Source organism: Fontisphaera persica, assembly GCF_024832785.1.
GTDB classification, from domain to species: Bacteria; Verrucomicrobiota; Verrucomicrobiia; order Limisphaerales; family Fontisphaeraceae; genus Fontisphaera; species Fontisphaera persica.
This window is the reverse complement of the sequence record NZ_CP116615.1, coordinates 2,026,967-2,052,959: the sequence shown is the minus strand read 5'-3', so window position 1 is coordinate 2,052,959 and position 25,993 is coordinate 2,026,967. Positions and strand designations below refer to the sequence as shown.

The 25,993-nt window shown below is 59.7% G+C and carries 27 protein-coding genes and 1 tRNA gene; 17 read left to right on the top strand and 11 right to left on the bottom strand.

Annotation, left to right across the window (positions count from 1 at the left end):
* Positions 1-82 precede the first annotated feature (82 nt).
* The 3 genes from NXS98_RS07240 to NXS98_RS07230 all read right to left on the bottom strand — a co-directional run bounded on the left by NXS98_RS07240 (position 83) and on the right by NXS98_RS07230 (position 2,902).
* Positions 83-1,150: a hypothetical protein gene (locus NXS98_RS07240; RefSeq protein ID WP_283847805.1), complete on the bottom strand. Its 1,068-nt coding sequence runs from the start codon at positions 1,148-1,150 to the stop codon at positions 83-85.
* Positions 1,151-1,284: 134 nt separating this feature from the next.
* Entirely contained in the window at positions 1,285-1,776 is a 492-nt protein-coding gene (locus NXS98_RS07235; RefSeq protein WP_283847804.1) for a hypothetical protein, read from the bottom strand.
* Between the two features lie 370 nt (positions 1,777-2,146).
* Positions 2,147-2,902: a sacsin N-terminal ATP-binding-like domain-containing protein gene (locus tag NXS98_RS07230; RefSeq protein WP_283847803.1), complete on the bottom strand. Its 756-nt coding sequence runs from the start codon at positions 2,900-2,902 to the stop codon at positions 2,147-2,149.
* Between the two features lie 895 nt (positions 2,903-3,797).
* Between NXS98_RS07230 and NXS98_RS17785 the strand changes: the two genes are divergently transcribed.
* The 4 genes from NXS98_RS17785 (at position 3,798) to NXS98_RS07210 (ending at position 6,583) form a co-directional block, all read left to right on the top strand.
* The gene (locus tag NXS98_RS17785; protein ID WP_343214143.1) at positions 3,798-4,427 is read left to right on the top strand and encodes an SNF2-related protein; all 630 of its coding nucleotides are present in this window, start codon (positions 3,798-3,800) and stop codon (positions 4,425-4,427) included.
* A gap of 125 nt (positions 4,428-4,552) precedes the next feature.
* Entirely contained in the window at positions 4,553-5,140 is a 588-nt protein-coding gene (locus NXS98_RS07220) for a hypothetical protein (RefSeq protein ID WP_283847802.1), read from the top strand.
* Positions 5,074-6,078: a helicase-related protein gene (locus NXS98_RS07215; protein WP_283847801.1), complete on the top strand. Its 1,005-nt coding sequence runs from the start codon at positions 5,074-5,076 to the stop codon at positions 6,076-6,078. Before NXS98_RS07220 ends, NXS98_RS07215 begins: the two co-directional genes overlap by 67 nt.
* Positions 6,032-6,583: a hypothetical protein gene (locus tag NXS98_RS07210; protein WP_283847800.1), complete on the top strand. Its 552-nt coding sequence runs from the start codon at positions 6,032-6,034 to the stop codon at positions 6,581-6,583. The genes NXS98_RS07215 and NXS98_RS07210 overlap by 47 nt, the downstream gene beginning before the upstream one ends.
* Positions 6,584-6,768: 185 nt before the next feature.
* Here the strand turns inward: NXS98_RS07210 and NXS98_RS07205 are convergent, their stop codons facing one another.
* The 3 genes from NXS98_RS07205 to NXS98_RS07195 are packed head-to-tail and all read right to left on the bottom strand — an operon-like array spanning position 6,769 to position 8,057.
* Positions 6,769-6,957 (bottom strand): hypothetical protein, encoded by a 189-nt coding sequence (locus NXS98_RS07205; protein WP_283847799.1) that lies wholly within the window; start codon positions 6,955-6,957, stop codon positions 6,769-6,771.
* A gap of 45 nt (positions 6,958-7,002) precedes the next feature.
* Positions 7,003-7,296 (bottom strand): hypothetical protein, encoded by a 294-nt coding sequence (locus NXS98_RS07200; RefSeq protein WP_283847798.1) that lies wholly within the window; start codon positions 7,294-7,296, stop codon positions 7,003-7,005.
* Entirely contained in the window at positions 7,278-8,057 is a 780-nt protein-coding gene (locus NXS98_RS07195) for a hypothetical protein (protein WP_283847797.1), read from the bottom strand. The genes NXS98_RS07200 and NXS98_RS07195 overlap by 19 nt, the downstream gene beginning before the upstream one ends.
* On the opposite strand from NXS98_RS07195, the gene NXS98_RS07190 reads away from it, so the two are divergent.
* From NXS98_RS07190 to NXS98_RS07140, 12 genes are all read left to right on the top strand, one after another.
* Positions 8,047-8,424, top strand: a complete 378-nt coding sequence (locus NXS98_RS07190; RefSeq protein WP_283847796.1) for a four helix bundle protein — start codon at positions 8,047-8,049, stop codon at positions 8,422-8,424. The genes NXS98_RS07195 and NXS98_RS07190 overlap by 11 nt on opposite strands.
* A gap of 390 nt (positions 8,425-8,814) precedes the next feature.
* Positions 8,815-10,530, top strand: coding sequence for a hypothetical protein (locus tag NXS98_RS07185; RefSeq protein WP_283847795.1), 1,716 nt, complete (start codon positions 8,815-8,817; stop codon positions 10,528-10,530).
* A 292-nt stretch (positions 10,531-10,822) separates the two neighbouring features.
* On the top strand, positions 10,823-11,164 hold the full coding sequence (locus NXS98_RS07180) for a hypothetical protein (protein ID WP_283847794.1): 342 nt from the start codon (positions 10,823-10,825) through the stop codon (positions 11,162-11,164).
* A gap of 209 nt (positions 11,165-11,373) precedes the next feature.
* Complete coding sequence (locus NXS98_RS17780; protein WP_343214142.1) at positions 11,374-11,595, top strand: AAA family ATPase; 222 nt, start codon at positions 11,374-11,376, stop codon at positions 11,593-11,595.
* A 30-nt stretch (positions 11,596-11,625) separates the two neighbouring features.
* Positions 11,626-12,258 carry an ATP-binding protein gene (locus tag NXS98_RS07175; protein WP_343214141.1) on the top strand — a complete coding sequence of 211 codons (633 nt, stop codon included), beginning with the start codon at positions 11,626-11,628 and terminating at the stop codon, positions 12,256-12,258.
* A gap of 10 nt (positions 12,259-12,268) precedes the next feature.
* Positions 12,269-13,552, top strand: a complete 1,284-nt coding sequence (locus tag NXS98_RS17940; RefSeq protein ID WP_425499940.1) for an ATP-binding protein — start codon at positions 12,269-12,271, stop codon at positions 13,550-13,552.
* A gap of 106 nt (positions 13,553-13,658) precedes the next feature.
* Positions 13,659-14,336, top strand: coding sequence for a DEAD/DEAH box helicase (locus tag NXS98_RS07165; RefSeq protein ID WP_283847793.1), 678 nt, complete (start codon positions 13,659-13,661; stop codon positions 14,334-14,336).
* Positions 14,333-15,733: a DEAD/DEAH box helicase gene (locus NXS98_RS07160; RefSeq protein WP_283848140.1), complete on the top strand. Its 1,401-nt coding sequence runs from the start codon at positions 14,333-14,335 to the stop codon at positions 15,731-15,733. The genes NXS98_RS07165 and NXS98_RS07160 overlap by 4 nt, the downstream gene beginning before the upstream one ends.
* Positions 15,675-18,170, top strand: a complete 2,496-nt coding sequence (locus NXS98_RS07155) for a helicase-related protein (RefSeq protein ID WP_343214147.1) — start codon at positions 15,675-15,677, stop codon at positions 18,168-18,170. The genes NXS98_RS07160 and NXS98_RS07155 overlap by 59 nt, the downstream gene beginning before the upstream one ends.
* Positions 18,167-18,949, top strand: a complete 783-nt coding sequence (locus NXS98_RS07150; RefSeq protein WP_283847792.1) for an MrfA Zn-binding domain-containing protein — start codon at positions 18,167-18,169, stop codon at positions 18,947-18,949. The genes NXS98_RS07155 and NXS98_RS07150 overlap by 4 nt, the downstream gene beginning before the upstream one ends.
* 112 nt (positions 18,950-19,061) lie before the next feature.
* Positions 19,062-19,394 carry a hypothetical protein gene (locus tag NXS98_RS07145; RefSeq protein ID WP_283847791.1) on the top strand — a complete coding sequence of 111 codons (333 nt, stop codon included), beginning with the start codon at positions 19,062-19,064 and terminating at the stop codon, positions 19,392-19,394.
* Between the two features lie 852 nt (positions 19,395-20,246).
* Positions 20,247-20,420, top strand: a complete 174-nt coding sequence (locus NXS98_RS07140; RefSeq protein WP_283847790.1) for a helix-turn-helix domain-containing protein — start codon at positions 20,247-20,249, stop codon at positions 20,418-20,420.
* A gap of 1,087 nt (positions 20,421-21,507) precedes the next feature.
* Here the strand turns inward: NXS98_RS07140 and NXS98_RS07135 are convergent.
* On the bottom strand, positions 21,508-22,053 hold the full coding sequence (locus tag NXS98_RS07135) for a tyrosine-type recombinase/integrase (protein WP_283848138.1): 546 nt from the start codon (positions 22,051-22,053) through the stop codon (positions 21,508-21,510).
* Positions 22,054-22,151: 98 nt separating this feature from the next.
* Between NXS98_RS07135 and NXS98_RS07130 the strand changes: the two genes are divergently transcribed.
* On the top strand, positions 22,152-22,370 hold the full coding sequence (locus NXS98_RS07130; RefSeq protein WP_283847789.1) for a hypothetical protein: 219 nt from the start codon (positions 22,152-22,154) through the stop codon (positions 22,368-22,370).
* 144 nt (positions 22,371-22,514) lie between these two features.
* Here the strand turns inward: NXS98_RS07130 and NXS98_RS07125 are convergent.
* The 4 genes from NXS98_RS07125 to NXS98_RS07110 form a co-directional block, all read right to left on the bottom strand.
* Positions 22,515-22,590: transfer RNA gene (locus NXS98_RS07125), tRNA-Ala, on the bottom strand.
* A gap of 89 nt (positions 22,591-22,679) precedes the next feature.
* The gene (gene hypB / locus NXS98_RS07120; protein ID WP_283847788.1) at positions 22,680-23,513 is read right to left on the bottom strand and encodes a hydrogenase nickel incorporation protein HypB; all 834 of its coding nucleotides are present in this window, start codon (positions 23,511-23,513) and stop codon (positions 22,680-22,682) included.
* Position 23,514: 1 nt separating this feature from the next.
* The gene (gene hypA / locus NXS98_RS07115; RefSeq protein WP_283847786.1) at positions 23,515-23,856 is read right to left on the bottom strand and encodes a hydrogenase maturation nickel metallochaperone HypA; all 342 of its coding nucleotides are present in this window, start codon (positions 23,854-23,856) and stop codon (positions 23,515-23,517) included.
* Between the two features lie 196 nt (positions 23,857-24,052).
* Entirely contained in the window at positions 24,053-25,789 is a 1,737-nt protein-coding gene (locus NXS98_RS07110; protein WP_283847785.1) for a S8 family serine peptidase, read from the bottom strand.
* Between the last annotated feature and the right edge of the window lie 204 nt (positions 25,790-25,993).

The window sequence follows — 25,993 nt, the reverse complement described above, 5'->3', positions numbered from 1 at the left end:
TGGGAGTTCTTTAAACGATCCATCATCTGTGTAGGTATGAGGACCGATTCGCACCCGGCGCCCGTCTAGAGTGGTATGAATGTTAAGTTTTTAACAGTTCAGGATTGGAAAAATTATTAAGAATTGAGGAGCATTGACATTCGTCAATATTGGCACAATCCAGTTGCTCGGGCCCAATTTCAAAGATCAAGCTTTCGATAGTTTTAACCGACACTTCTGTTAATATAAGGCTTTTACGATGCAGGTCATTTAGGGCAATTTGTCCGATGATATCATGGGCAATCAGCCGCCAAGATTGCTGAACCGTTTCTAATGCCAGCTTTGCCAGTTGGGCAAAAGCGTCTATTTGGGACGGTTCAACCAGCAACGATGAGTTGTCTTCCCATTTGTCACGGCGTCCATGAAGCAAACAACGTAAAGCTTTAATATGCCCCTCACTATAATAAGTTTGAGCCAATAGTTTCTCAAAGAGATCTTTGCGATCCGAAAACAGGGCGGCCACCCGCGAAGCTTTGTAAAGCAGCCGGATACACATTAAAACATCGCAAGTATGGAGATTAAGACGCAGAGCCTCGGCCAGCGATCGCTCAATCACTAACGGCCTGATCTGCGGTGCAGCTTGGATAAGAGGACTGAGCCATTCTCTGCCGTCAACAAATATTAGGTTATTTTCATTAGCGGCAAGCAGAGATTTTAAACTTACTGAAATGATATTGCCATCAACTTGACACGCCGCAAATAGCGGTAGCCTGTTAAGCGTCTCCGGCCAGAGGTTGGGAACATTATTACAGGCTTTAATCAGCTGGACCACTAATCTGGACCGTTTAAGAATTGCATCCGTTTCATGGGGTTGTAAATTGCCTAAGCCATTTAGCAACGGGTTAAGATTTTCCCATGGGATGACACCCTCCCCTTGAGACTCATGCCAATCCTGCCATAAAAGTGCCACGGGCAGGCTTTCGTTGGCTAAAACCGACTTGATCTCTGCTTCGGCTTCTGCCGATTCTAATGGCAACCTCACAAAGGCTCTTTTGGAAGCCGCTTGAAGAGTTGCTTCCAAACACGAATCAAGTCCTGTCCTTCGGGCGGCGGAAGCATAAACGTCTTCTTTACCAACTGAATCAATGTCTTGCTTAGCTCGCACTCCCAAGGCATACTGGGGGTATTTTCAGGAATCAATTCCAGCAGGTATTCAAGACGGTCTGGTATTGATAAATTGCTGCCGATACACTATTAAGCAGCACAGCCACCTCATTTGGATTGAGGCAGTCCGGTTTTCTTTTGCTAAAGCTGGCTTGTCTTGAAATGACACCGTTGTTTTTGAACAGAAATCTTTAAGGGCCGGCAGTAATTCAAACAGTTCATGTTCAGGAAACATTGGTTTGGGCAAGGCAATCCAAGGGGTGGCTTTCCATTTGCCAAATCCCATTTCTCATGCACCCAATGGCCTCCATCAGGTTGCAGACGAAAAACATAACGCTGGCCATCGCAAACATGGGGCAATAGCGGTTTAAGTTTACCAGCCTTGAGCATGGCCTTGACAAGCAATTCGATTTCCTCCTTGGCCGCTTGTTCCTGCTGGACAAAGGCGTGAAGACTGGGAAGCACCAACGGTGCCACCACTTTGCGCAACAGCGTCCGGTTCCAAAGTTTGATGACCTCAAACTCCGACTGGACTCGCTCAGGAGGCATGTCTTCTGGCAGATCATCAAAGGGCTGAATGTAACGCCGACCGGAGTCGACAAAAAGAAACCGTGCAGATAGAGATGATAGCATCCTTGCATACCTCCCGGAATCTCTTCCGGCTCGCCCAATGGCAAGAAGACTGCATGAAGAACCTTTAAGTGACCTTTAGCATTATTAGAGGATTGCCGAACAAAAACTACTGCTCCATGTGGTTCAGCCTTTTCCGGCACCTGCTGATCCCCACCATCCGGGCCAATACCGGGTTGACAGGGCCAGTGAGGCATGTTCTTTAATGTGTTTAATGCTGCGCATTCGTTGAGATGTTCACGCCCCGTAAATTTGCAATAATTCTTCACCTCCCCGGTCAATTCTTGCGTGGCAGCTATATCCAGGATCCGTTCAACCCAAAACGCATTCGTTGAGCGTTACTGCCAACTTCAATTGAGCGTATTCCGTCAAATTATTGCCTTCCAATTTGCCAAGGCTCACTGAGCGGAGACGGCGAAGCAAAGGTAGTGTTGCTGCCAAACGACTCTTCCAGTCTGGGCCAAAAGATCATCGAAGTCTGGCTTCGGAAAGCGGTGCTCGATGGGCTTGATTTCCCTTGGGAATCCCGCAAGTGGTCCGGTTGTCTTAAAGGTATCCAAAGTCCAAACCAACGCTTGACACCCAGACCACGTTCGGCAAGTTCCTTGAAAGCGACTATGTCTGATTCCTGTTCTTTTTCCCATGCCTCTTCCCAATCTCTGTGGCGACATTTATTGGCTTCCCTACTCCCCATGGATTCAGCAAATCTGAGGCAGATACGCTCGTCCCTTCCTCTTGGGGAAAAGTTGAAGACGAAAAGTAAAAAAGCCTCAGCCCAATGGAAAATGCTTTTCAGCCCCAGTCCAAACTTGCCCGCAGCGCCGCCCTGACCAGCTTTGTTGCTCATACCCAATGATGTGATGCTAATTGCATCACTCAGCGTGAACGCCCCATTGTTTAGCACAGCCAAGCCGGGAGCTTTAAGAAGTGGGTGCCTGCTGCCAGGCAAACCGATGTCAGACAAAACTATTACTAGTTGACTTGCCTCGTCTCCTGGCCGATTGGCCCCTGCATCGTCGGTGTTTTGCAGAAGTTCTTTGAGAATGGCAAAACCGTCCTGATATCTATCGCGCAAATCTTGGCGAATACGTGAAATGTCGTTTAAAGCGGAATGACGATAACCAGGCATGGCAATTTAAATAAAATTTATCGTTAGGGCGTTTTTGTGAAATCTATGACAATGCTCGTCATGCGGTAAAACAGATTTCCTTCCAATTGCAACATGAATTGAAAAAACTTCGATTGGCGGCAGATCATGTGCCTGAGTCCAAAACGCAAATGTTTCCTTTGCAAAGCAAGCATGGCTTATGTGCAGTTATATTGACGGACGGACAGCAGGCTTGCAAGTCCGTTTTGGAAAAGACTGGGTAGACCCCAATCATTACGATTGAGGTAAAAACTTGCAAAAAGGGGTGAATGTATTGGGCTGCGTTTTGGTCTGATATGGCATGGCTGCCATCACCCAAAAGAAGCTCGCCTCAAGCTGGAGTGTGTCGCCAACACTGACCAATCCCTTCATGCCGGCCAGCGCGAGGTGTTCTTCGAAGACACCCAACTGAAGGTGACAGGCAAACACTTCGAGGGGCGGCGATCACATTAACGGCGATCTGGTGCTCTATTAACCGAGTCCCCTCCTCCAAATCCGTCCCGGCAGACACCTTGTCTGGCGGAGCTTTATCTGAGACCGGCGCCCCCAAAAACCACTGTTTTTCGACCCAAAAGCATCAGTTGACCCCCGTGGAGGCAGTCTTTCGCGGGTTTTGTCTTCCCGGCACCTCCCTTCGCCCGCTCCAACCGTCAAGCCCATTCACATCGTAATGATTGGGGGCCCAATTAGAGTGTCTTTTCAAATTGAATCCGAACGATTTGCTGGGCATACTACACACATAGACTCGACACCGGGGCCTTGTTTTGAAGTTCCTCGCACAATCAAGGCGAGGGATTGCGTTGGTTATTCGGCCGCCCAGGTTGTGAGGAGCTGGTAAACTCCTCGACAAGCGATGCTTGTAGTCGGGTCGTAAACGATGGGCGCTGACTTGAGAATTGGTTCGGTCATCCGCCTCCGCAACCGCATCTGGCGGGTTGACCGGGTGGATGACCGTGAGTTTTGGGCGACCCCGCTCGATGGGCGGGACACCCGGCGCTGGCGTTTTTGCGCTCGTTGGAGGAGGGGATGTGCGGCCGGGCGAACTGCCGCTGCCGGACGCCAAAACCGTCAGCGACCCCGCCAAGCAAGACCTCTTGTTACGGGCCTATCGGCTCAGCTTGATTCACGGCAGCGCCCGTTCCTGGGCCTCCAGCGCAGCCGGGCCATCCCTGAACCCTTCCAGCTCGTGCCCTTGCTGATGTCACTGGACATGCCTGCCGTCCGGCTGCTCATAGGCGATGATGTTGGCGTTGGGAAAAGTGTTCAAGCCGGTTTGATCGTGTCGGAGCTGATGGCTCGCGGGGCCGCTGAGCGGTTGCTGGTGGTGGTCCCTGCCGCGTTGCGTGAACAGTGGCAGGAGACCCTGGACCGCTTCTTCCACCTGGAGGCGGTCATCATGGCGGGCCACACTCGACCGGCGCTGGAGCGCCAACTTCTGCCCGGCCAATCTCCGTGGGACGCCTACCCGGTGATTGTGACCAGCATTGATTACGTCAAAAACGATTAGGCGAAGTCCTCGCCCACCGGTGGGATGCCGTCATTGTTGACGAAATCCATTCCGCGCAGCGGCCTCACGTTTGGGGCGGCAGCGACAGCAGCCTTCAAAAAGAGCGTTGGGAATTTCTGGAAGCGGTGGGCAAGAGCGCCAACGTCCGGCATCTGATCGGACTTTCCGCAACTCCACACCCCGGTTATACTGATTGTTTCGCCAGCCTGTTGGAAGTCTTGAACCCCAGGGCGGTCAATCCTGACGGGACAATCAACCGCGAAATCGCCCGCAAGCACGTTGTCCAGCGTCGCCGTATGGACATCAAAGCCTGGTATGGTGCCGGTGCGCCGTTCCCGGAGCGCGACCCCAAAGACCTCATCATTCCCCTGACCAAGGCGGAGAAGGCCCTGTTCGAGGGCTTGCGGGCCTACAGCAAGACGCTGACGGAGACCGAGGGCGGCACGGTGGGCCTTTGGGTGAGCCTCCACCTGCAACGACGTGCCCTTTCAAGTCCTGGCGCGATCCTGGCCAGCCTGGGTGAGCGTCGCAACGCCGCCCGTAAACGGATGAGTTCCCAGACTGGCGCGGCCCCGGCCAACGAGACCGAAGCCGAGTCCATCGTCCTCGACCAGGACTCCACGCAAGACCTGGACGACGAGAGCCGGTGGAAACGTCTGGACACCGCCGCCATCGCGGCCAGCCCAAAGAGATCGAGGAGATCGACAAGCTGATCGCCCTGGCGAAGAAGGTCACGACCAAACAGGATGGCAAGTTGCAGACGTTGCTCAAAATCCTCCCGGAAGTTCTGAAGCGGCACCCCCGCGCTCCTCGTGCGCTCATATTCACACGCTACAAAGACACCTTGGACTACCTGGTCAAAGCCCTGAAGAAGGAAGCCGAAGGCGATGGACCGCTGAAGGACCTCCAGGTGTTCAGCATCTACGGTGATATGAACCAGAAGGAGCGGCGGGCGACCTACCGCGCCTTTGAGACCGCCGACAAAGCCGTGTGCATCGGCACCGATTGCATCTCCGAAGGTCTCGATCTCCAGCGCGGTTGTGCTGAACTGATCCACGTCGAACTCCCCTGGAACCCGAACCGGCTCGAACAACGCAATGGCCGCCTGGACCGCTACGGCCAACCGGAGGACAGGGTCGGCATCTACACCCTGGTCCGCGAGGACCAACTCGACACCGCCATCCTGAGGGTGCTCGTCGAAAAAGCCGGGCGCATCCGCGAGCAGCACGGCTTCTGCCCGATCATGTTCTCGTCGGCGCGGGAGTTGAAGCGGCTCATCAAAGAGTTTGGTGCGACCTCGGAATCCTACCTTCCAGGTTTCGAGCTGCCTGATGCCCTGCCGGGTGTCATGCAGGACGCCGGGGTCGCGTCCACCGAGAGCGAGCGCATCGCGCGCATTAAGGAGGAGTCGTTCTACGGTCAGGAGCAAATCCGGCTACCCCAAGTCGAGCAGGCGCTCCAGCAGACCTACCGCACGGTGGGTGCCCCGTCTGAAATCCAGGCGTTCGTGCTGTCGGCCCTGGAGCAGTTCCGCGCCAGCGCCATCCAGCAAGCCGATGGCACCTGGAAGCTCACCCTGCGCGGCACCACGTTCAACGACCTGGGTGACGAGTCTGGTCTGCACGTTCGATCCCAAAATCGCCCGCGATGATCCCGACCTCGATCTGCTCGACCTGGCCCATCCGCTGGTTCGCCGGTTGGTCGAAGGCGTCCAGCACACCCTGGCGGGCACCGAGAGCGGGCGTGTCGCCGCCCGTGGCTCGAAGGAGGTCAAGGAAGTCACCGCCGTCGTCCACATTCTGGCCCGGTTCGTCACTGCGTCCGAGCCGCCTGTGCTGATGGAAGAATTGATCCCGCTTGCGTTCAAACCGTATGGCGGCCAGGCCGTGGACAAAGATCCGATGGATCTGCTCCGGGCAGCACCGCATCCACACCAGTTCACCGCGAAAGATGTAGCGGAAGCCGCCGCCGATGCCCTGGCCGCGCCGGGCCTGAAAGACCTGATGAACCAGGCGGTCGAAGCCCGCCGCCAGAAGCTGGTCCAGCGCCAATCCGAAATCGCCCGCATGGCCTCCCAGTGGGCGGCGGGCATGGATGACGTGCGCGTGGCTTCGGTTGACCTGTTGACCCTGACCCTACTCATACCACATGGCTGACACACTCGAACTCGTCCACGTTTCCGGTGGGTTGATCTCGCCGGCCATCCTGGCGGATGCCCTGTCGGACGCGCCGCGCCGGGGCGAGTTCCAGCCGTCCAAGTTCGGGTGGAGCGGTCACGATCCCGACCCCCGGCCCAGTTCGCCGAAACCTTGGAGGCGACCTTCCAGCTCGCCTGCGAGCACTACGACGGCATCGCCAAAATCTTGATGCGCTGTCGCTGAGCGAGCTGCGCGAGAAGTGGCTGCGTCAGTTGCTGCGCCTGCTCGACTTCAAGGAGACTTACCAGCCCAAACTCAAAAGCCAGGATGGCCGCGAGAGTTTCGACATCAATTTCCTGGGCTGGGAGGGCGACGGTGCGCCTCCGATTCACCTGGTCAAAGGCAGCCTGGACGAAGCACCGGGCCGGGGCGGCAAGTCACCGCACGAAGAACTCCAGCATTACCTGAACAACAGCCCGGCGACCTGGGGCATCGTGGCCAACGGTCGGCAGCTCCGGCTCCTGCGCGATTTCCACCACGTCTTCACCAAGGCGTTCGTTGGCTTCGACCTCGATGCCATCTTTGAGACCCGCGACTTTGCCGCCTTCCGGGCGCTGTTTCGGTTTTGCCATCGCAACCGGTTCGAGCTGGCTCCCGACCGCACCAAAATCCCGCTCGAATCCCTGTTCGAGTCCAGCCAGGCCGAGGGCATTCAGATTGGCCGCCAGCACGAGCCATCGAAGCCCTGGCGGAGGGCCTGTTCAGCCCGCAGCTCCGGCAGATGCTCGATGACCCGAAGGCCGCCCGTGCGCTCTACCACGAGCTGCTGCTGGTCATCTACCGCATCCTGTTCCTCCTGTTTGCCGAGCAACGCCGGATGCTGCCCGCTGAGGGCCTCTATGCCGAGACCTACTCCATCGCGGCCCTGGCGCGGCTGGCCGAGCGCAAGACCGTTGAGCCGCACCGGTGCGACCTGTGGGAAGGGTTGAAGGTCACCTTCAAGATGTTGTCCCAGGGCGCACCCGAAATCGGCGTGTTCCCCTTCAACGGCCAGTTGTTCGATCTCAAGCGCACGCCGCACCTGATGGCGCAATCGTGCGAGAACAAGTTTCTGCTCAAAGCCATCGAGAAACTGACCCATGTGCGGGTGGAGAACTTCCAGCAGCGGGTCAACTACGCGGAACTCGGCGTCGAGGAACTGGGCTCGGTCTATGAGACATTGCTGAGCTACACGCTCCGGTTGGCCCACGCGCCGACCGAGGCCGAAGGCTTCATCGTGCCTGCGGGTGCGGTTTACCTGGCGTCCCTGAGCACCGAGCGCAAAGACCTGGGGGCGCACTACACGCGCCCGGCGCTGGTGGACTTCCTGCTTTCGGTCTCGCTCGACAAGTTGATCGCCGAACGGCTCGTCGAGGCGAAGCGAGTGGCGAATGGTGAATGGCGAATGGTCAGCGGGCCGTATCGCGCCGCGTTCCTCAATTATGCAAATCAACGACTATCGCGACCTGGAGGTCTGGCAACTGGGACGCCGGTTGGCCAGGAAACTATATCAACTCACGGCGAAGTTCCCCGACGAGGAGAAGTTTGGACTGGTCTCGCAACTGCGGCGGGCGGGGGTGTCCATTCCGTCAAACGTGGCCGAGGGCTGGGGACGGCACTATACAGCGGAGTTCATCCAGGGCCTGCGACGGGCCAACGGCAGCCGGACGGAGGTGGAGACGCAGATGATCCTCAGCGCGGACTTGGGCTATGCCACGACGCAGGAAGTGGAAGCTCTCCTCAAGGAGACCGCGCTGCTGGGCAAGCAACTTCTGGCCCTGGAGCGGTCGCTCCAGAAGCGAATGGAGAATCGCGAATAGCAAATGGGCGCAAGCGAATGGGGAATAGTGAATCGCAAATGGGGGACACCGCTGAACACCACTCGCCATTCGCCATTCACCATTCACCCGAACAAATCGAGGCGCTCTGGAACTCCACCCCATTCGCCATTCGCCATTCACTCTTCGCCCAGCACGCCGTGCTGGACATCCGCGTCTGCGACCCAGCCTGCGGCAGCGGGGCCATTCTGGTCGGGGCGATTGACCGGCTGGCCCTGGCCCTGGCGACCGTCCGCGCCGATGGCGACAAGCCCACCGAGGCGGCGTTGCAGGAAGCCCGGCGCGATGTCCTGGCCCACTGCATCTACGGCGTGGACAAGGACGCCTTCGCGGTCGAGCCTGTGCAAGGTCGCGCTCTGGATTCACTGCGCGGTGCCGAACCTGCCGCTCTCCTTCCTCGACCACCGCATCCAGCATGGCGACAGCCTGGTCGGCTGGCCGCTGCTCAACGTGCCGAGCATCATCCCGCGGGACGCCTACTCCGTGCCCGGCAGCGGCGGCAAGGACGAGGAGGCGCGGCGGCTGCGGGCTTTCTTGCAGTCCGCCTACCAGGCGAACGACTTGGCAATCCAGGGCCAGGGCGAACTGGGCCAGTTGCCGCCCAAGCCCGACATCCGCGTGGACTTCCCCGCCGTCATGGCCGAGGAAGAACGCATCCCCGGCGACGTGGAGAAGAAAGACGCGGCCTTCAATGGCTACATGGAGTCCGAAGCCTATCGCCGGTTCAAAGCGGCGGCGGACCTCTGGACGGCGACCTTCTTCTGGAGCCACGAAGTGGGCGCGCCCGCGCCGACGACCGAGGATTACCGCAGAGTGCTTGAGCAGGGAGCGAATGGCGAATCGCGAATCGCGAATGGGGAGAGCGAATCGCGAATGGGGAGAGCGAATCGCGAATGGGGAGAGCGAATCGCGAATGGCGAATCGCGAATGGAAGACGCGGCTGACAACCATTCGCCATTCGCCACTCACCATTCACAATGCTCCGCTGCTGCGGAGCTTCTCGCCGAGTTCCCCGCCTTCCACTGGCCCTTGCGCTTCCCGGAAATTGCCGCCCGTGGTGGGTTCGATTGTTTCGTGGGCAACCCGCCGTGGGAACAGGTGAAGATCAACGAGCAGGAATGGTTCACGCCGCACGACCCCAACATCGCCTCACTGCCCAGCGCCCCGCGCCGGGCGGCCATTGCCGCGCTGCAACAGAGCAACCCCGCCCTCTGGCGCAAATGGCGGCTGGCCCAGCGGGCCTACGACCGGCTGGCCGAATACATGAGGAACTGTGGCCGCTTCAGCCCCTCCGAGCACGAGCCGAACACCTACCTGCTGTTCACCGACACCGTGGCCGACGCGCTGCGGCCCAATGGACGCGCGGGCATCATCGTCAAGACGGCGCTCGGCACGGACAAGAGCGCGACCGGCGTGTTCCATCGCCTGCTTCGCAACGATCAGATTGAGGAGTTCCACGACCATGTGAACGGCGGCCCGACCGGCACTTCGATGATCTTCGCCGATGTGGACGCCAAGGAACGATTCGTGGTGCTGGGCCTGCGAGGCGCGGGAGCGAAGGGGGACAAGGCCCGTGGCTTCCAGGCCAGCATCTTGAACTGGAGCGTGGAGGAAGCCCGCAGCCGCCCGCGCCAGCACTTCACCTTCGAGATTCTCAAGACGCTCAACCCCAAGACTGCCACGCTGACTTCCTTCCGGCGCGGGGAGGAGTTCGAGGTCGCCCTGGACATCCACCGGCGCACGCTCCAACCCGGCTCAAAGCTGGCGTTGCTGGACTTCGACAAAGGCGGCTCGAATCCGTGGGGGCTGAAGTATGCGACCCTGTTCCACTCCAGCGGCGACCAGGAACTGTTCCTGCGGCGCGAAGACCTGGAGCGGGACGGCTGGGAGCTGGGGCGCGACATGATTTTCCGCCGCAAACGCTGCCCGCAGTCCGACGCGGGCCATCGGCTTTGTTCGACCAGCCCACGGACATCGAGGAAGCCCTGCCGCTCTACGAAGGCCAACTGGCCAACCGCTACGACCACCGCGCCAAAACCTACGCGGGCTACAACGGGCCGAACAAGTATGGCGTGTCGCCGGGACTGAAGGAACCGACCGACGAGGAGAAAGCGTGGCCGGAGTTTGAAATTGAACCGCGTTACTGGATGCTCGCAACGGAGGCTCAACAGCGATTCCGAAAGGTAGTAGGCAGCAAAGTCCTATTTGGAATCCGCGACATTTCCAGGTCATGGACAGACCAAAGGTGCGCTCGCGGATGTATTCTTCCGCAGTTTCCGGCAACTCACACCTTACCTGTCCTGGCAGTTGAGCCTTCCAATGCGATTGGCTTCGCTGGTCTGTTCAATGCCACAGCTTTTGATTTTTAGTTCGCGGGCACATGCCCGGCGCTCATGTCGCATTGACATGGATGCTCTCTCAAATCCCCGCGCCGTTGCCGGGCACTTTGGACCCGCGTGTGGCGGAGCACGCGGCCAAGCTGTCGCTGACGAGCCACTCGGTGGCCCGGTTGTTCAACCGCGAGCCGCACCCGTGGAACCCGGAGGAGCGATACGCGCTGGACGTGGAGATTGACGCGCTGGTGGCCCACGCCTACGGCCTGACCCGCGCCCAATACGAAGTGGTCTTGGACAGCTTTGAAGTCCTTGCCCGCCTCGAAATCGCCAAACACGGTCGCTACAAGTTCAAGGAGGACTGCCTGGCGGCCTATCGGCGCGAATAGCGAATGGCGAATGGCGAATGGCGAACAGCGAACAGTGAGTTGCGCGTGGTCGGCGACAGCATTGGCCATTTACCACTCGCTATTCGCCCTCCTTGCATTTCGGGAGTTGCATTCCAGGAATACAGGCATGCCCGCGAGCTGCCGAGCCGGAGGATAGGCGGGAACGTCCTTGCATTTCCGAACCGAGTGTTGGGGAAATACGAGGAGCTATGATTCGTCGTTCTGCCGCCCTGGAAGCTGTCGAAACCGCGCTGGCGGAGAGCCCGGTGTGCGCCCTGCTGGGGCCGCGCCAATGTGGGAAGACCACCCTGGCGCAGCAGGTGGCCGCCAAATGCAAGGCCCGGTATTTCGATTTGGAGGAGGCGTCCAAGCTGTGGCTGCGTGGCGGGATGCCCCGGTCGTTCCTTGCGCCGAACGAGCCAGCCTCATAGCGCTGGCGGCAGGGGTTCATCCGCACGTTTTTGACGCGGGACATTCCGCAGTTGGGGGTGCGCATCCCGGCAGAAGCGTTGCGGCGGTTCTGGATGATGGTGGCGCATTACCACGCGCAGATTTGGAACGGCGCGGAACTGGCGCGGGCATTCGGTGTCTCCGAGACGACCGTGCGGAATTATCTCGACCTGCTGACGGGGACATTTCTGCTGCGGCAGTTGCCGCCGTGGTTCGAGAATTTGGGCAAGCGGCAATACAAGGCCCCGAAGGTCTATGTGCGGGACAGCGGGCTGCTGCATCGGTTGCTCGGCATCGGCACCCACGACGCCCTGCTGGGGCATCCGAAGCTGGGAGCGTCGTGGGAGGGCTTCGCCCTGGGACAAGCGTTGAGTGTGGCGGGGGCGGAGGAGGCGTTCTATTGGGGCACGCCCAGCGGCGCGGAGCTGGACTTGATGCTGATGCTGGGCGGCAAACGCTACGGCGTCAGATTCAAGTGCGCCGACGCGCCGGTGATGACGAAATCGCTCCATATCGCGCTGGAGGACTTGAAGCTGGAACGGGTGTGGATCGTGTATCCGGGCCGGGAGAGCTACCCGGTGCATGAGCAGGTGAGCGTGTGCCTGTTGAAAGAGGTGCTCGATGAACTGGCGAGGGGCAAATAGTGAATGGCGAATGGCGAACGGTGAATGCCGCCTTCGTTCGCCATTCACCGTTCGCCGTTCCATGCCGCTCGAAAACCTCAATAAAAACAGGATCGCCAACGATGTTCTTGCATTTTGGATGGTGCTCGTCCATATTTCTAACATCAAGATGATACCGCGCCCTGAACTGGTTGAGACGGTGAACGATGGGCTGAAGCTCAGCCCGGTGACCCTGATTCTCGGGCCGCGTCAGTGCGGCAAGACGACGCTGGCCCGGATGATCGGGGAAAAGCAGGCTGCCACCTATTACGACCTGGAGAATCCGCGCGACCTGGCGCGGTTAGAGCATCCGCTGACGGTGTTGGAGGCGGCGCGGGCTGGTGATCCTGGACGAAATACACCAGCGTCCGGACCTGATGCCGTTGTTGCGGGTGTTGGCGGACCGGAAGCCGTCGCCCTGCCGCTTTCTGTTGCTCGGCAGCGCGTCGCCGGACCTGATGAAGAAATGCTCGGAGACGCTGGCGGGGCGGGTGTATTTCGTGGACATGGGGGATTCACGCTGGGCGAGACGGGGGTCGAGCGGCAAACGGAGCTTTGGGTGCGCGGAGGATTTCCAGATCTGTTCCTGGCGCCGGATGAACCATCGAGCCTCAAGTGGCGGGAGGATTTTGTACAGACGTTCCTGCAACGGGACATCCCGATGCTGGGCATCCAGGTGCCGCCGGTGACGCTGCACCGGTTCTGGACGATGCTCGCTCACTACCACGGAGGCATCTGGAACGGCTCCGAAATTGGCGCATCGCTCGGGGTAACGCACCATGCGGCGCGACGGTATTTGGACACGATGAGCGGCGCGTTCATGGTGCGGCAACTTCGGCCGTGGTTTGAGAACGCAGGCAAGCGCATCGTCAAATCGCCCAAGGTCTATGTGCGGGATTCGGGGCTGCTGCACGCGCTGCTCGGCATCCCGGGCCTGGGGGCGTTGCAGGGGCACCCGAAACTGGGGGCGTCGTGGGAGGGATTTGTCATCGAGCAAATCCTGTCGCGGGTCGGAGAACGCAACGCCTACTTCTGGGCCACGCATGGCCGGGCGGAGCTGGATTTGATGGTGCTGGCCAAGGGGAAACGCTGGGGCTTCGAGATCAAGTATCAGGACGCGCCGGTGATGACCAAATCGCTCCATATCGCGCTGAAGGATTTGAAACTGGAACGGGCATGGATCGTGTATCCGGGCCGGGAGAGCTACCCGGTGCATGAGCAGGTGCGCGTGTGCCCGTTGAAAGAGGCGCTCGATGAACTGGCGAGGGGCGAATAGCGAATGGCGAATGGTGTACGAGGAGCCACTTGGCAACCGACGCCATTTGCTATTCGCTGTTCGCGCCGCGAAGCGCCCATTCGCCACTCGCCATTCGCTTTGAGCTATGAATCCCTTCCACGTGCTTGAGGACTTGCAGGCCACTTACCGCCTGCTGGTGGAAACCTTCCAGGACATTGCCAACGACGACATCCGCGCCTGGATGCACGACCGGATCGAGCAGGGTGATTTTCTGTGGCGGCCTCCGTTTCTTACACTCCAGCGACGGTTCCGTTTCGGCGATCCGGTGGAGCGGCTCGTTCAGCAGGGCCTGTTGCATCCGAAGATTCCGCAGATTTTCCGCTCGAAGAAAGCCGATCCCCATAGTGCGCCCGTCCGCCCGTATCTGCACCAGACCGAAGCCTGGCGGATCATTCTCGGCGAGAAACGCAACTGCGTGGTGACCACGGGCACCGGCAGCGGCAAGAGCTTCTGCTTCGCGGTGCCGGTGGTGGACACCTGCCTCCGGGCCAACGAAGCGGCCAAGGTTACGCCCGCAGGCCGCCGCAACGTCAAGGCGCTGCTGGTGTATCCAATGAATGCTTTGGCCAACTCGCAATACGACGATCTGGCCGAGCGGCTCCGGGGCACCGGGCTGACGATCTGCAACTACACCAGCGAGCTGAAGGAGGAGCCGGAGGCGGCGAAAAAGGCGTTCGTGGAGAACATGGGCCGCGAGCCGTATGAGAGCGAAGTGGTGTCGCGCTTGGGCTGCGCCAGGGCCGGGGCGCGGACATTTTGGTGACCAACTTCATGATGTTGGACTCGATCCTGACCCGGTGGGAGGATCGCAACATCTTCCCGTTTGGCGGGCTGTCAGACTTGAAGTTCCTGGTGTTCGACGAAATCCACACCTACACCGGTCGCCAGGGCGCGGATGTGGCCTGCCTGATCCGCCGTTTGAAAGAGCACACTAACTGCAAGGGCAAGGTGCGCTGCGTCGGCACATCGGCCACGATTGACAGCAGCAATCCCGACCAGGCCAGGCAGACCGTGGCGTCATTCGCCCAGGATTTGTTCGGCGAACCGTTCGCCAAGGACGATGTGGTTGGCGAGTCCTACAGCGCCTACCTGACCAGCGACCAGCCCGATCCGCTGCCGCCGCACTCGATCAGCGCGGCGATGGTGAAGGCCGCCAGCGAGCGCGACGGGCAGGCCGTCCAGGCGTTGCGGGACGCGCTGTGTGGCAAGACGAACGCCACGGCGGATGATCTACGCCGCCAGGCAACCGTTCATTTCATTGAACGCAGCATCGTGCCGGAGACGCCGGGATCGGACTACAAGACCCGGCGCTGGGATGAGCTGTTGCTCGATTACCGGAACCGGTTGCGGCCCACGCTGGCGCTCGAAGAAGCCAGCGCCGAACTGGCTGCGGCGCTTGTGGCCAGCGCGGAGACGCCGGTGAAATCTGCGGACGGCACCGAATACCCGCTGCTTCTGCCCAAAGTCCATGCCTTCTTCAGTCAGGGCCAGCCGGTCACGGCCTGCCTGGGCAAAGTCCATCTGTCCGCCACAGGCAAGAAGCAATGCGCCCAGTGCGATCAGGCCGCCCATGTGCCTGCCTTCCCAATGGTGTTCTGCGCGGCCTGCGGCGTAGAACTGATGACCGCCGAACTGCGCCGGGAACAGGCGGTGGAAAAGCTGTTCCCCGCGACCTGGACTACACTGAGTGCGAGGGCAAGCCGGTCTATGTTTTCTTGGAACATTGGGACCGGAATGAAGTCCCGCCCGACGAAGCCGCCATCAAAAGGACGGTTCAGCCCGGAAAGGCCGGGAAGGCGCGGTGCCCACCAACCGCCAGGTCTGTACCGTGTGCGGCACGCTGGACGGCAACTGCAACCACAACAAGCTGCGCCCGGTTGCCCTGGTGGAGGAGCCGCTGCTAATGTGTCCCTCCTGCGGCGTGATCTACGACGGGCGGGTGCGCGAGTTCAACAAGTTCTTTGTCGCCGGGATGGTGGGCAAGGCGACCGCCACGGATGTTCTGGCCTCCCGGCTTCTGGAGAACGTGCCGCCGAACCCGAAGCGCCGGGTGATCGCGTTCACGGACAACATCCAGGACGCAGCGTTCCAGGCGGCGCACATGACGGACCTGGACCGGCGTTTGCATTTTCGACGTGCGCTCTACCACGGCCTGACTGAGACCGGGCACACGACGGCAGCGAACTCGTTGTCGCTGCCGGACGCGGGGCGTATCGCGTTCGACGCCATGAAGCGGGCGGGCCGGGTGCCTGCCTTTGCCCGGCAGGGCGGTGTGACGGTCGGGCGAGCAGCGGGGGCCAGCGAGGCGACCTACAAGAAATACCTGACCTTTGGTGCCATCGGCGAGATCAGCGGCTACGCCTACAAGAAGCAGCCGACGCTGGAAATGACCGGCTTGGTGTCCGTGACCTACGACGGCATCGCGGAGGTCGCGGCAAAGGACGAGTTCTGGTCTAGCATCGCGCTGCTGGCCGCCCAACCGGCGCAGACGCGCCAGGATGTGCTCCAGGTCTTCCTGGACGTGATCCGGCGCTCCGGGGGCATCAAGAGCGATTGCCTGGAGAAGGGCGAGGATTTCCGCGAGGAGGTCATCAACCGGCTCCACGAGGACGTGCTGTTCCACAGCGAGTCATTGCCGCCTTACCGGCCCACGGTCTTCAGCGATGAACTCGGTACCGACAACAAGTATTTCAGCGTGCGGCGGCTGGCCGGTGCGCCGGGATCGAACCACGCGCCGGTGCTGGTGCGGTGGTTCCGGCGTCAGATGCAGATTGATCGCCCGACCGCCGAAGACTTGGTGCGCGGCCTGACGGCGTTGCTCTCGCACCCGGAAATCGGCCTGCTGCTGAAGAACGGCGGCCCTGGGCGGTATCACTATCAAATCCCGGAAGGGCGGATTCTGCTTTACGCTTCCAGCGCCGTTCACATCCGGGTCTGCCCGCGCTGCCGCTCGAAGTGGGAGGTCACGACGGACATTTGCTGCCCGGCGTGCATAAAGACGACCGTGCGCTCTGAGAAGGTTGCTGGCACTTACTACCGGACGGAATACCAGACGGCGCTGGGGGACCGGCAACAGTTGCTGGCGGTCGAGCACACGTCCCGACTGTCGGCGGACGAGCGCCGGAGCTACGAACGGCGGTTCGACAAGGAACCGCAAGACCCGTTGAACGTGCTGGTCTGCACGCCGACGATGGAGCTGGGCGTGGACATCGCCGGGCTGTCCGCTGTCCACCTGCGGAATGTGCCGCCGTCTCCGGCCAATTACGCGCAACGGCAGGGCCGCGCCGGTCGGCATGGTCAGTCGTCCATCGTGACGACTTTCTGCGGCACCTACGGCAGGTATTCCACGCACGACCAGTATTTCTTTCGGTTCCCGGAGCGGATCATTTCCGGGGCCATCGCGCCGCCCCTGTTCCTGCTCGACAACCGGGTGTTGCTGGAAGCGCACCTGCACGCCCTGGTGCTGGAACTGGCGGATTACCGCGTGCTGGCCAAGCCCAAGCAGTTCCTGCGGATCGCCAACGACGAGGATGTGCAGGCCGGGCTGCCGATGATGGACGGGGTGTTGAATGAGATCAGCGCCAAGGTCGAGGCCGCCAAAGAGAGGATTCTGGCGGCGGCTCGCGGGGCCTTTGCGGCGGAGTTGGCCAACGTCGGGTTCACCGATCATGACCTGGAAGAGGTGGTGGATGGATTCGCCGTGGACTTCGACCACGCCTTCGAGCGGTTCCGGGATGAATACATCCGACTTCAGGACGAGCGGCGGGAGCTTGAGGCCAAGTCTGCCCACCAGGGCATCACGAAGGAGGACGAGATACGCCGCAAGGCTGTGGTGGACCGGCTGACTGACATGCGCGAGGGCAACGGCGACTTTTACACCTACCGTTACCTTGGCAACGTCGGCTTCCTGCCCAACTACGCCTTCCCGCGCCGGGCAACGATGGTCTATTTCACGGATCGGAAGGAGAGCGTGGCCCGGCACCCGGCCATCGCCCTGCGCGAGTTCGCCCCGCTTAACACGATCTACTACCGCCGCCAGCGGTATCAGGTCGTCCGCGCCCAACCGCGTGCGCGGGGACAGGCACATCACTGGAGCAAGCTGAAGGTCTGCGAGTGTGGCAATTTCTTCATGGACGACCAGGTTGCCCAGGCGGCGGCGTGCCCGGTGTGTCAGTCGACCCTGATGGGCACGCACACCTACGAGCACGTTTTCGAATTGCCGGACATGGTTGCCCGGCGCATCGGGCGCACGTCGGCGGAGGAGGAGGAGCGGAGCCGCCGTGGCTTTATCGTGTCGCCCTACTACCGGCCCGACCCGCAGGCCGTGTCGTGGGCCATGAAGGCCGGCGACCAAGAGGTCGCCAAGGTCAGCTACTCAAGCGCGGCGTGTTGCTGCTGGTTAACGAAGGGGCCAGAGCGGCGGATGAAGTGGGCTTCCGCTACTGCGAGAAGTGCCGAGCCTGGATTTCCGGCGATGATAGTGAGCAGGAGCACGTTGATCCAAACAGCGGCAACCGGTGCCCTGCCGGGGCCGAACCTGCGGACATCCACCGGGAGGTTCTGCTCTATCACAAGGGGCACCATGACTTCCTGTTGATTGAACTGACGGTGCCCGACAACCAGGACGCGGAACGGTTCGGGTGGTCGCTGTTGTATGCGCTGTCCTACGGCTTCCAGGTCGCTTTCTCGGCGGACGAATCGGAAGTGGGTGGGCACGTCTTTGTGGTGCCTGGGAGCACGTCTCGGATTCGGCTGTTGCTTTACGAGCAGGACGAAGGCGGCGCGGGCCTGCTCCGTAATCTGGTGGGTCACGCTGCCTGGCAGAGGATGGCAACCAGGGCACTGGAGATCCTCCACGTTGATCCGGCAACCGGCCAGGAGATGAAGGGGGCCTGTGATACCGCGTGCTACGACTGCCTGTTGTCCTTCTACAACCAGCAGCATCACCGGCACCTGGATCGCCGCGTTGTGGTCCATGTCCTTCAGCAACTGCTCCGGGTGGACCCGTTCCAGATGACCGAGCCGGGCGGCGGGGCGACTTGGGAGCAGTTCCGGGCCGCCGCCATCGGGGCCGAGCCTACGGTCATTGATGCCTTGCAGGGCCGCAACTTCCCGCTGCCGGAGCGCCAGCACGAGATCATCCGTGACCCCGAAGGCGTCCCGGTCGCCGAAGCCGATCTGCTCTACCGGAACAAGATCGTGGTGTGGGTTCAGGGTGCCCCGCACGCGCAACCGCACGTCCATCACCGCGATGAGGACCAAAAGCGGCGGCTCAAGGCCCTGGGCTACCGGGTGGTCGAAATCTGGCCCGACCACCTGGACGATGGCTTGCGAGACCTGGCCCAACGGTTGGACAGGCCAGATTTGATACGGTGATTTTCACAAGAATGATGCCTTCACGAATATGAAAGAGGTTCTCTGCCCAGAGTTCGACGAGCCATTTACGCCTTAGAAGTATATTGGGCAATTTGAATTCGTACCGGTGGACGTGACAGGCAAACACTTCGAGGGGGCGGCGATCAACTATAACGGCGACCTGGCCCTGTCCTGGCAGACGCTCTGGGTGGGGCCGCTGCTGGCCGACAGCCACATCAGCAGTCCCAAGGACGTGGGTGATCAACTACTGCCTATGCTAAAGCGTAATCGTTGTCTCTGGAAAGACCAGCCCGCGCATTTCTACGCCGACAGCGGGAGCAGCACGGGCGTTTACTTGAACACCATTGCGGCCGAGGGCTGGCGGGTGAAGACGCTGATCAAGAAGCTTTTCTTGCTACCCGGGCGGTTGAGTCGGGGTCCCCGGCTGGTGGTGGCCAGCGGCTGACGCCCCCACCGAGCCCTCACCCCCACCCCACCGCCGCCCTGGCAGAGGCCGAGTCTGACGGAGCTTTGTCTAGCGACCGGCGCCCTCCCCAAAAGCCGCTGTCTTCTGGCCCAAGAGGCATCAGTTGCCCCCTGTGCAGGCAGCCTTTGCGGGTTTTGTCTTTCCGGCCCTCCCGTCACCCGTTCCAACCGTCAAGCCCATTCACATCGTAATGATTGAGGAACCTCCGTTGTATGCCAAAAGTAACTGTTACCCGGCGCTGGGTGGGCGGGGTGCCCGTTGCGCCAAAAAGGGTGTTACCCAATTTGACCCCTCATTTGAGAACGAAGGAAGCCGCCGGACGCAGTCCAGCCGGCCTCCCTCGTTCCCGTTTCTTGGGGGAAATTCACGTAACCCAAGATGCCTTCGAATTCAAGCCGTTAGTCGCCGCCGGGCGTCAATCGCCTACTTTTGACGTTCGATGCCCCGCCCCAGTTGGAAGGGATTGAGCGTGGTATGCAGTGCCTGCAAACGCGCCCTAGCGCAGGCGGACGCCTTCGCCTATCTGAAACCTATTGCAACCGCACGCGGCTCCACCACGCGCTCGGTAGTCCATCCCCTGGGGACTTAGAGATTCAAATCAACTCAATACAACTCATGCGCATCTCCTCCTCAAGGTGTCCATCAAACCGGGGCAAGCCCTTGAGAGCGAGGTAGTTATGTCTTCACCCCTGTAAGGCTATATCCATTTGCGGTGTAAAAATACCTCTACAGATTTAACTCCATATAACGTTATTCTTCCGCGAGAGCCAGGCAGAGCTACCCTTACATGGAATAATCCGTTTCGGTCCGAGGAAGTTTGTATAATAGGATATGAAGCTGGTATTTCTGGACGCACGGGAGCTGGCCAGGCGGTTCAAGGTGTGCCGCCGGACGATAGGCCGGTGGTTGAGCCTAGGTTTGCCCTACTATGTGCTGGGCACGCCGTGTTCGCCCCATCTATCTGAAGTCAAGGATTGGTTGGAACGCAATTATGGGCCTCGTTGACTTTGCCGCTGCTGCCGGGGGTGTGTTGGATGGGGAATCCCTCCGCCATGGGTTTAAGGCAATTTTCTTCAGCAAAAATTTCTAGTTTCCAACATAATAATGATGAGAACCAGAATGAAAAATTATAATTAGTATGAAAACCAAGATAAAAACCGTTGGAAGTAAGGCTAAAACATGCTGGGTGTCCGTTGGGATAAAGCCGATAACTCATCAGCTACTTCGCAAGGAGGCACGACGTCGAAGCTCTTTACTGGGACGGAGAGTCTCTGAAGAGGAGTTGGTGACCTCCATTTTAAAAGGGCAACTTGGCGGAATCTTCATCAGCACAACAACATACAAAAAATGGTATGCTGCCAAGAGATCCAGACCAACTGCTAACCGTGGACCAGCTTTTGGTATGGTTGGGGAAACCCGTCGTTCCTAGAATGCGGCGGTGGGTAATGAGGCTGGCGCGAGAGGGGAAAATTCCTGCCCTGAAAATCGGGCGGGAGTGGCGTTTTCATCTTCCAACGATCCTGAAAAATGCAGCACTGGATTACCGTGAAGATTTGATTTGCTATATATGTCCGAAAAGTGCTTGGAACTGTGCTGAGTTAGTGTCAGGGGCTGGCGGACGGTTCATCTCCCTTCTGATGAGGATGGCCGATTTTATACGGTAACTTCGGAAATCCCTTGAGGCATCTATGGTTTGACGGAAAAGTTCGAGAGGGGCCTTAATAGAAAAGGATGATCTTGCAATTTCCTGTGACGGCCTGGGCGAATTCATGCATAAAGGTGGCCTCCCGGCCGTCTCAGTTTGGTTGACGTTGCGTTTTTCCACTTTTTCGATGGCAACTTTGGGGAGGTTGGATGGACCAGACGTGATCGGTTTCCGCTTGAGTGACCAGATTGAGGTAGTGGGTGCCCAAGATGTCAGCGGAGGTTCCCAGTTCATAAGCCACTCGTCCCACATCCTTGATTTTGCTTGTCCAATAGCTGGCCGCAGAGTGACGCAGGCAATCCTGAGGCCATTTGGCGTACCCCAACACCGCGCGCAAGCGTCTGAGAAAACGGCGGCGGGTGGAGTGCGAGAGGGGCAGGCTGGCCTTCAGTTTGCGGGCCTCCTGCAACCAGGCCAAGGCCATGGGCAGGGGCTGACGGTGCGGCGGTAGCGCACCTTGGAGGCGGAGGCATTGACGGTAATTTTTCCCTCGACAAAATTGATGTCCTTCCATTGGGTTTGGTCCGCTTCCTCGGGACGCAAACCACAAAGCAGAGCGAGGGCCAGCCAGGCAAGATATTGGGGATAGTTTTGGTGGGTATAGGCCAGCACTTTTTCAATCTCGTTGGGTTTTAGGATGGTCGGCGGCCTGCGTTCGAGGTAAGGCCGTTCAAGATTGTCGCAGGGATTGGCGGCGAGGTAGCCGCGACGGACACACAAAGTGAACAGGGCAGAAAGACGTCCGATATTGCTGTTGCGGGTGGTAATTGCTTCCTGGCGTTGATTAAACCAGTCTTCAAGGTCCTGGGTGGTGATTCGCTGGACGGGCATTTGTTCGCGGCCTCGCGCAAACAGTTTGAGGTACTCAGCCAGGCTTTTAAGGTAACGTTCCCGCCGATTGGCAGTGCGCTTGGCTTGAAGAAGTTCGTCAATGGCTTGGGCGAGGGTGACGGAGGAAGAGAGGGGGCGCAGTTTTTCCTTTTAAACGTTTCCCAGACCGTCGCTATATCAAGCCCTGCTTGCTCGATTTCATGAATGACGGCAAGCAAATGGGCACGCTTCTTAACCGGAATCTGTCGCCAGTAATCGCCTGCCGTGCGCCGCAACTGGACCACTTCATTCAGCGCGGCTTGTGCCTTCGCCTTGGTGGGGAAGAATTGGATGCGGCGACGTCCTCCGATAACGCCAAAATCCACCTTCCAGCGTTTATTGCCGTGATTGATTGCCTGGCTTATCTTCACACTCGCTAACGTCTTGCTAACGTCTTTAACGTGTATTTAATTAAACTATACTGTCTTTACATGTAATTTCAAGTAAAGACATCCAACAATTGGCTGACGTCATGCAAACCGTTCTGGTTGTTCAGGATGCGAAGATTGCAGGGGAAAAGGAAATGGTGGAGCCGACGAGACTCGAACTCGTGACCCCCACAATGCCATTGTGGTGCTCTACCAACTGAGCTACGACCCCAACCGGGGAGAGAAGTTACGTGCCGGGCCGGGTATTGTCAACATCTTTGACCCACTTTTTATAGGTCAAATCCGGCATGTCGGGAGCTGCTAGGCATGGGCGGAGGAAGGGGGTGGGGAAGTGTGGGTGCGGTGTTGCTGCGTTAGAAAGTCGCACCACTCGGCCATGCCCTGGCCGGTGCGCGCAGAAAGCTCAAAGATGCGGGCGTGATGACTGATGCGGCGCAGGTTGGAGAGGGCGCGCTCGCGGTCGAAGCCGGCTGCTTGGGCAAGGTCCATTTTGGTGAGCAGGGCGGCGTGTGCGCTGTGGAAAACGGGGGGGTACTTGAGGGGCTTGTCCTCGCCTTCGGTGACGGAGAGGAGCACCACGCGCAGGTGTTCGCCCAAATCATAGGCTGCCGGGCAGACGAGGTTGCCTACGTTTTCGATGATGAGCAGGTCCAAGGGGTCGCCTTGCAGGCGTTCCACCGCATGGGCCACCATTTCGGCTTCCAAATGGCAGAGGGTGCCGGTGGTGATTTGCACGACGGGGATGCCGGCGGCACGGAGGCGGGCGGCGTCGTTATCGGTGGCGAGGTCACCCACCACCACACCCACTCGCAGACGTCCGCGGAGGTGTTCGGCAGTTTTTTGGACGAGGGTGGTTTTGCCGGAGCCGGGGGAGGAGAGCACATTCAGGACGAGCCAGTGTTTGGCGCGAAAATAGCCACGGTTGCGTTCGGCCAGGCGGTCATTTTTTTGGAGGAGGGACTGGTGAACCTCCAGGTGCTGGTGAGCGGGAGGGTGGGCGTGGTCATGGTCATGCGGGTGCGATTCATGGCTGTGACCGTAATCATGGCTTGAGTCGTCGAGCGACGAGGGATTAAGGGGTTCGCCATTGACTTGTATGGGCCCGCCAAGGCCGCATCCACATTCTTTGCACATATCAGGAAACCTCCATGCTGCAGAGTTCCAATTCGCGTCCCCGGCGCAGTTCACCGTCCATCTGGCCGCAGTGGGGGCACTCGGGCAAGAAATCTGGGCAGGGGAATTCCACCTGGCAACGGGCACACCAGAAGGTGGCTGGGACGGTCTCGATTTCCAGCACGCCGCCTTCAGCCATGGTGCCGAGGCTGGCGGCTTCAAAGGCAAATTGCAGGGCCTCTGGCACCACGCCGCTGAGCTGGCCTACGCGCAGGCGGAGTTTGTGAATGCGCGTGGCACCGTGGGCGCGCGCTTGTTGTTCGGCCGTCAGGACGGCCCCTTGCATGATGCCGACTTCATGCATGCTGCGCTTAAAATTAGCGCAGGGGGGTGGAGGTGGGAAAACACTTTTTTACGATGGCTCTCGTGAGGGGTTTTCAGTGGTTGGCCCGGGTGAGAGGCTGTTTGAACAAGGAGGAAAGATACGCGGGAGGGACCTTTCCTTTTTTCAGGAATTCAACCGAGCCGCCCTCAAAGCCCAAGGGGAGGGGCACGCTGGCCTAGGGCTGTAACCAACGGATGCGGAAGAATTGATGAGGATTTGGCAGGGGCGATGCCTGATAAATAAACGTGCGATTGCTCTGGCTGGTCCAAGGCACGGTATTCCACGAGGTAAATCGAGACGTTGCCTCCAAAAATGGAGTCAGACCGTCCACAGCGGGTAGGACAAGGAAGACGGCATTTGGCGTGGGTGCGTTCAGGACTGGTTCGGGCAGCAGGGCGCCATAAAGTTCGAGGTGGGCTTCGGTTACCGAGCCGGTGTCAAGGAAACGCACATCAGATATCCTTACCTGCCAGGTGCCGCCGGCCAGCTCGCCCCAATGGCGAACCGAAGTGAAGGGCCATTGGTTTAGGAGGGCGTCGGATTCCAAGGAGTTGGCGGGCAGTAACAGGCTGGTGGTGCCATGAGGGGACTGCAAGGACACTTCCACCTGGCTTAAATCCGGATGCGCAATGGAGAGGGTCAGGACGACATGCTCAACGCGCAAGGGCAAGGACGGCACGTTGAATGTGAGGGTCACCCCCCCGGGCTGGTTGTCGGGGATAGCCAGGGGCAGGTTGGAATGGATGAATGTCCAGTGGGTTTGGGCAGGCAGGGGCGTCCATTGCTGGGCCAGGGCTACTGCCGCCTCGGCCTGGACCAAACCAGCGCCGCCGCGGGGATGAAAACGAAAACCCGCCGCATTGGTCATCCAGAGCGGGCCGTTGGTTTCGATGGGCCGGGCGGTGCGCATGAGGATTTCCTGCACATCGCGCCAACCCAGATTGGGATTGGCTTCCAGCATGAGGGCCACCACTCCGGCCACGGCGGGCGCGGAGGCAGAGGTGCCGGTAAAGGCCGCCGTGTAGTCGTCCGGGTCCTCGCCCTCGGGGCCGGATAGGTCGGTGGTGGTAATCTTCTGGCGCAAGGGCGCTCCGGAGGGCCCAACCACGTGGACGCAGGCGCCGCCTTCGCTGTAGGCCGTGATTTGTCCGCGGTCATCCACTGCGCCCACCGCCAAGGTTTGAATGGCGTTGACGTAGCCATCCATGTTGGCGTCCTCGCCGGTTTGCGCGCCATTGCCGGCGGAAAACACGTAGATGACACCGCGGCCTCCGCGTCCGGTTTTTGTTCCGTGGCGCAAGGCCGCCCGGGTAAGTGGCCCGGGTCCGGTGAGTCGGCGCTGGCCATCGGGGGCTCCCCAACTGCAGTTCACGATGTGGATGCGGTCCACGGCGTGGGAAAGGGCAAGGGCTTCCTGGGCATCGGTGGTGGGGCCGCTGATGAGCCGCACGCTGGCCAGGGTGGCTTGGGGGGCGACGCCGCAGACGCCCAGGCCATTATTACCGCGAGCTGCGGCCACTCCCGCTACCTGGGTGCCGTGGGTGTCGGAAAACAAGGCGGGTGAGGCATCCGGGTCGTCCTCCAAATAGTCATAAGAAAGCGATGGGCTGGCGTTGTCCCGCAAATCCCGGTGAGACAACTCCACCCCGTCGTCCACCATGGCCACTACCACACCTGCGCCTCGGAAATCTTCCCAAACGTTGGTCAAGCGCAGGTCCACCCCGGCCAGGCCACCATTCTGGCCGGTGTTGAACAGATGCCATTGCTGGCTCAAACGGGCATCGTTGGGCAGCCATTTTTTCTGTAACTGATGCGGGAGCTGTTTTTCCACACGCAGGATGCCGGCTTGTGTGCCTGTCCATAACACAAGCGCTGGCCCCATGTCTGCGGCAGGCAGGGAAACGGCAAGCATGTTTGGGGTAAAGGGAATGGGATGGTAGCGCACGCCTGCGGGCCATGGCCAGCGGGCGATAGTTTGCGCCTCGGTGTGAGGTTCGAGTTGAATTAAATAGAATATGCGACGCTGCGTGGCCAGCGGAGTATTGGGGGAAAGCGACGCTGAGGGAGCGGGCCATGGCATGGCAAGGAAAAAGACAAGCAACACGGTTTCCGGCCA

Coding starts and splice junctions, on each gene's coding strand:
- NXS98_RS07235 (WP_283847804.1), bottom strand. CDS start 1,776: ATGCTATCATCTCTATCTGCACGGTTTCTTTTTGTCGACTCCGGTCGG.
- NXS98_RS07230 (WP_283847803.1), bottom strand. CDS start 2,902: ATGCCTGGTTATCGTCATTCCGCTTTAAACGACATTTCACGTATTCGC.
- NXS98_RS17785 (WP_343214143.1), top strand. CDS start 3,798: ATGGGCGCTGACTTGAGAATTGGTTCGGTCATCCGCCTCCGCAACCGC.
- NXS98_RS07190 (WP_283847796.1), top strand. CDS start 8,047: ATGCAAATCAACGACTATCGCGACCTGGAGGTCTGGCAACTGGGACGC.
- NXS98_RS07180 (WP_283847794.1), top strand. CDS start 10,823: ATGCCCGGCGCTCATGTCGCATTGACATGGATGCTCTCTCAAATCCCC.
- NXS98_RS17780 (WP_343214142.1), top strand. CDS start 11,374: ATGATTCGTCGTTCTGCCGCCCTGGAAGCTGTCGAAACCGCGCTGGCG.
- NXS98_RS17940 (WP_425499940.1), top strand. CDS start 12,269: ATGGCGAACGGTGAATGCCGCCTTCGTTCGCCATTCACCGTTCGCCGT.
- NXS98_RS07165 (WP_283847793.1), top strand. CDS start 13,659: ATGAATCCCTTCCACGTGCTTGAGGACTTGCAGGCCACTTACCGCCTG.
- NXS98_RS07155 (WP_343214147.1), top strand. CDS start 15,675: ATGACGGACCTGGACCGGCGTTTGCATTTTCGACGTGCGCTCTACCAC.
- NXS98_RS07140 (WP_283847790.1), top strand. CDS start 20,247: ATGAAGCTGGTATTTCTGGACGCACGGGAGCTGGCCAGGCGGTTCAAG.
- NXS98_RS07130 (WP_283847789.1), top strand. CDS start 22,152: ATGAATGACGGCAAGCAAATGGGCACGCTTCTTAACCGGAATCTGTCG.
- hypB (WP_283847788.1), bottom strand. CDS start 23,513: ATGTGCAAAGAATGTGGATGCGGCCTTGGCGGGCCCATACAAGTCAAT.
- hypA (WP_283847786.1), bottom strand. CDS start 23,856: ATGCATGAAGTCGGCATCATGCAAGGGGCCGTCCTGACGGCCGAACAA.
- NXS98_RS07110 (WP_283847785.1), bottom strand. CDS start 25,789: ATGCTTGCCGTTTCCCTGCCTGCCGCAGACATGGGGCCAGCGCTTGTG.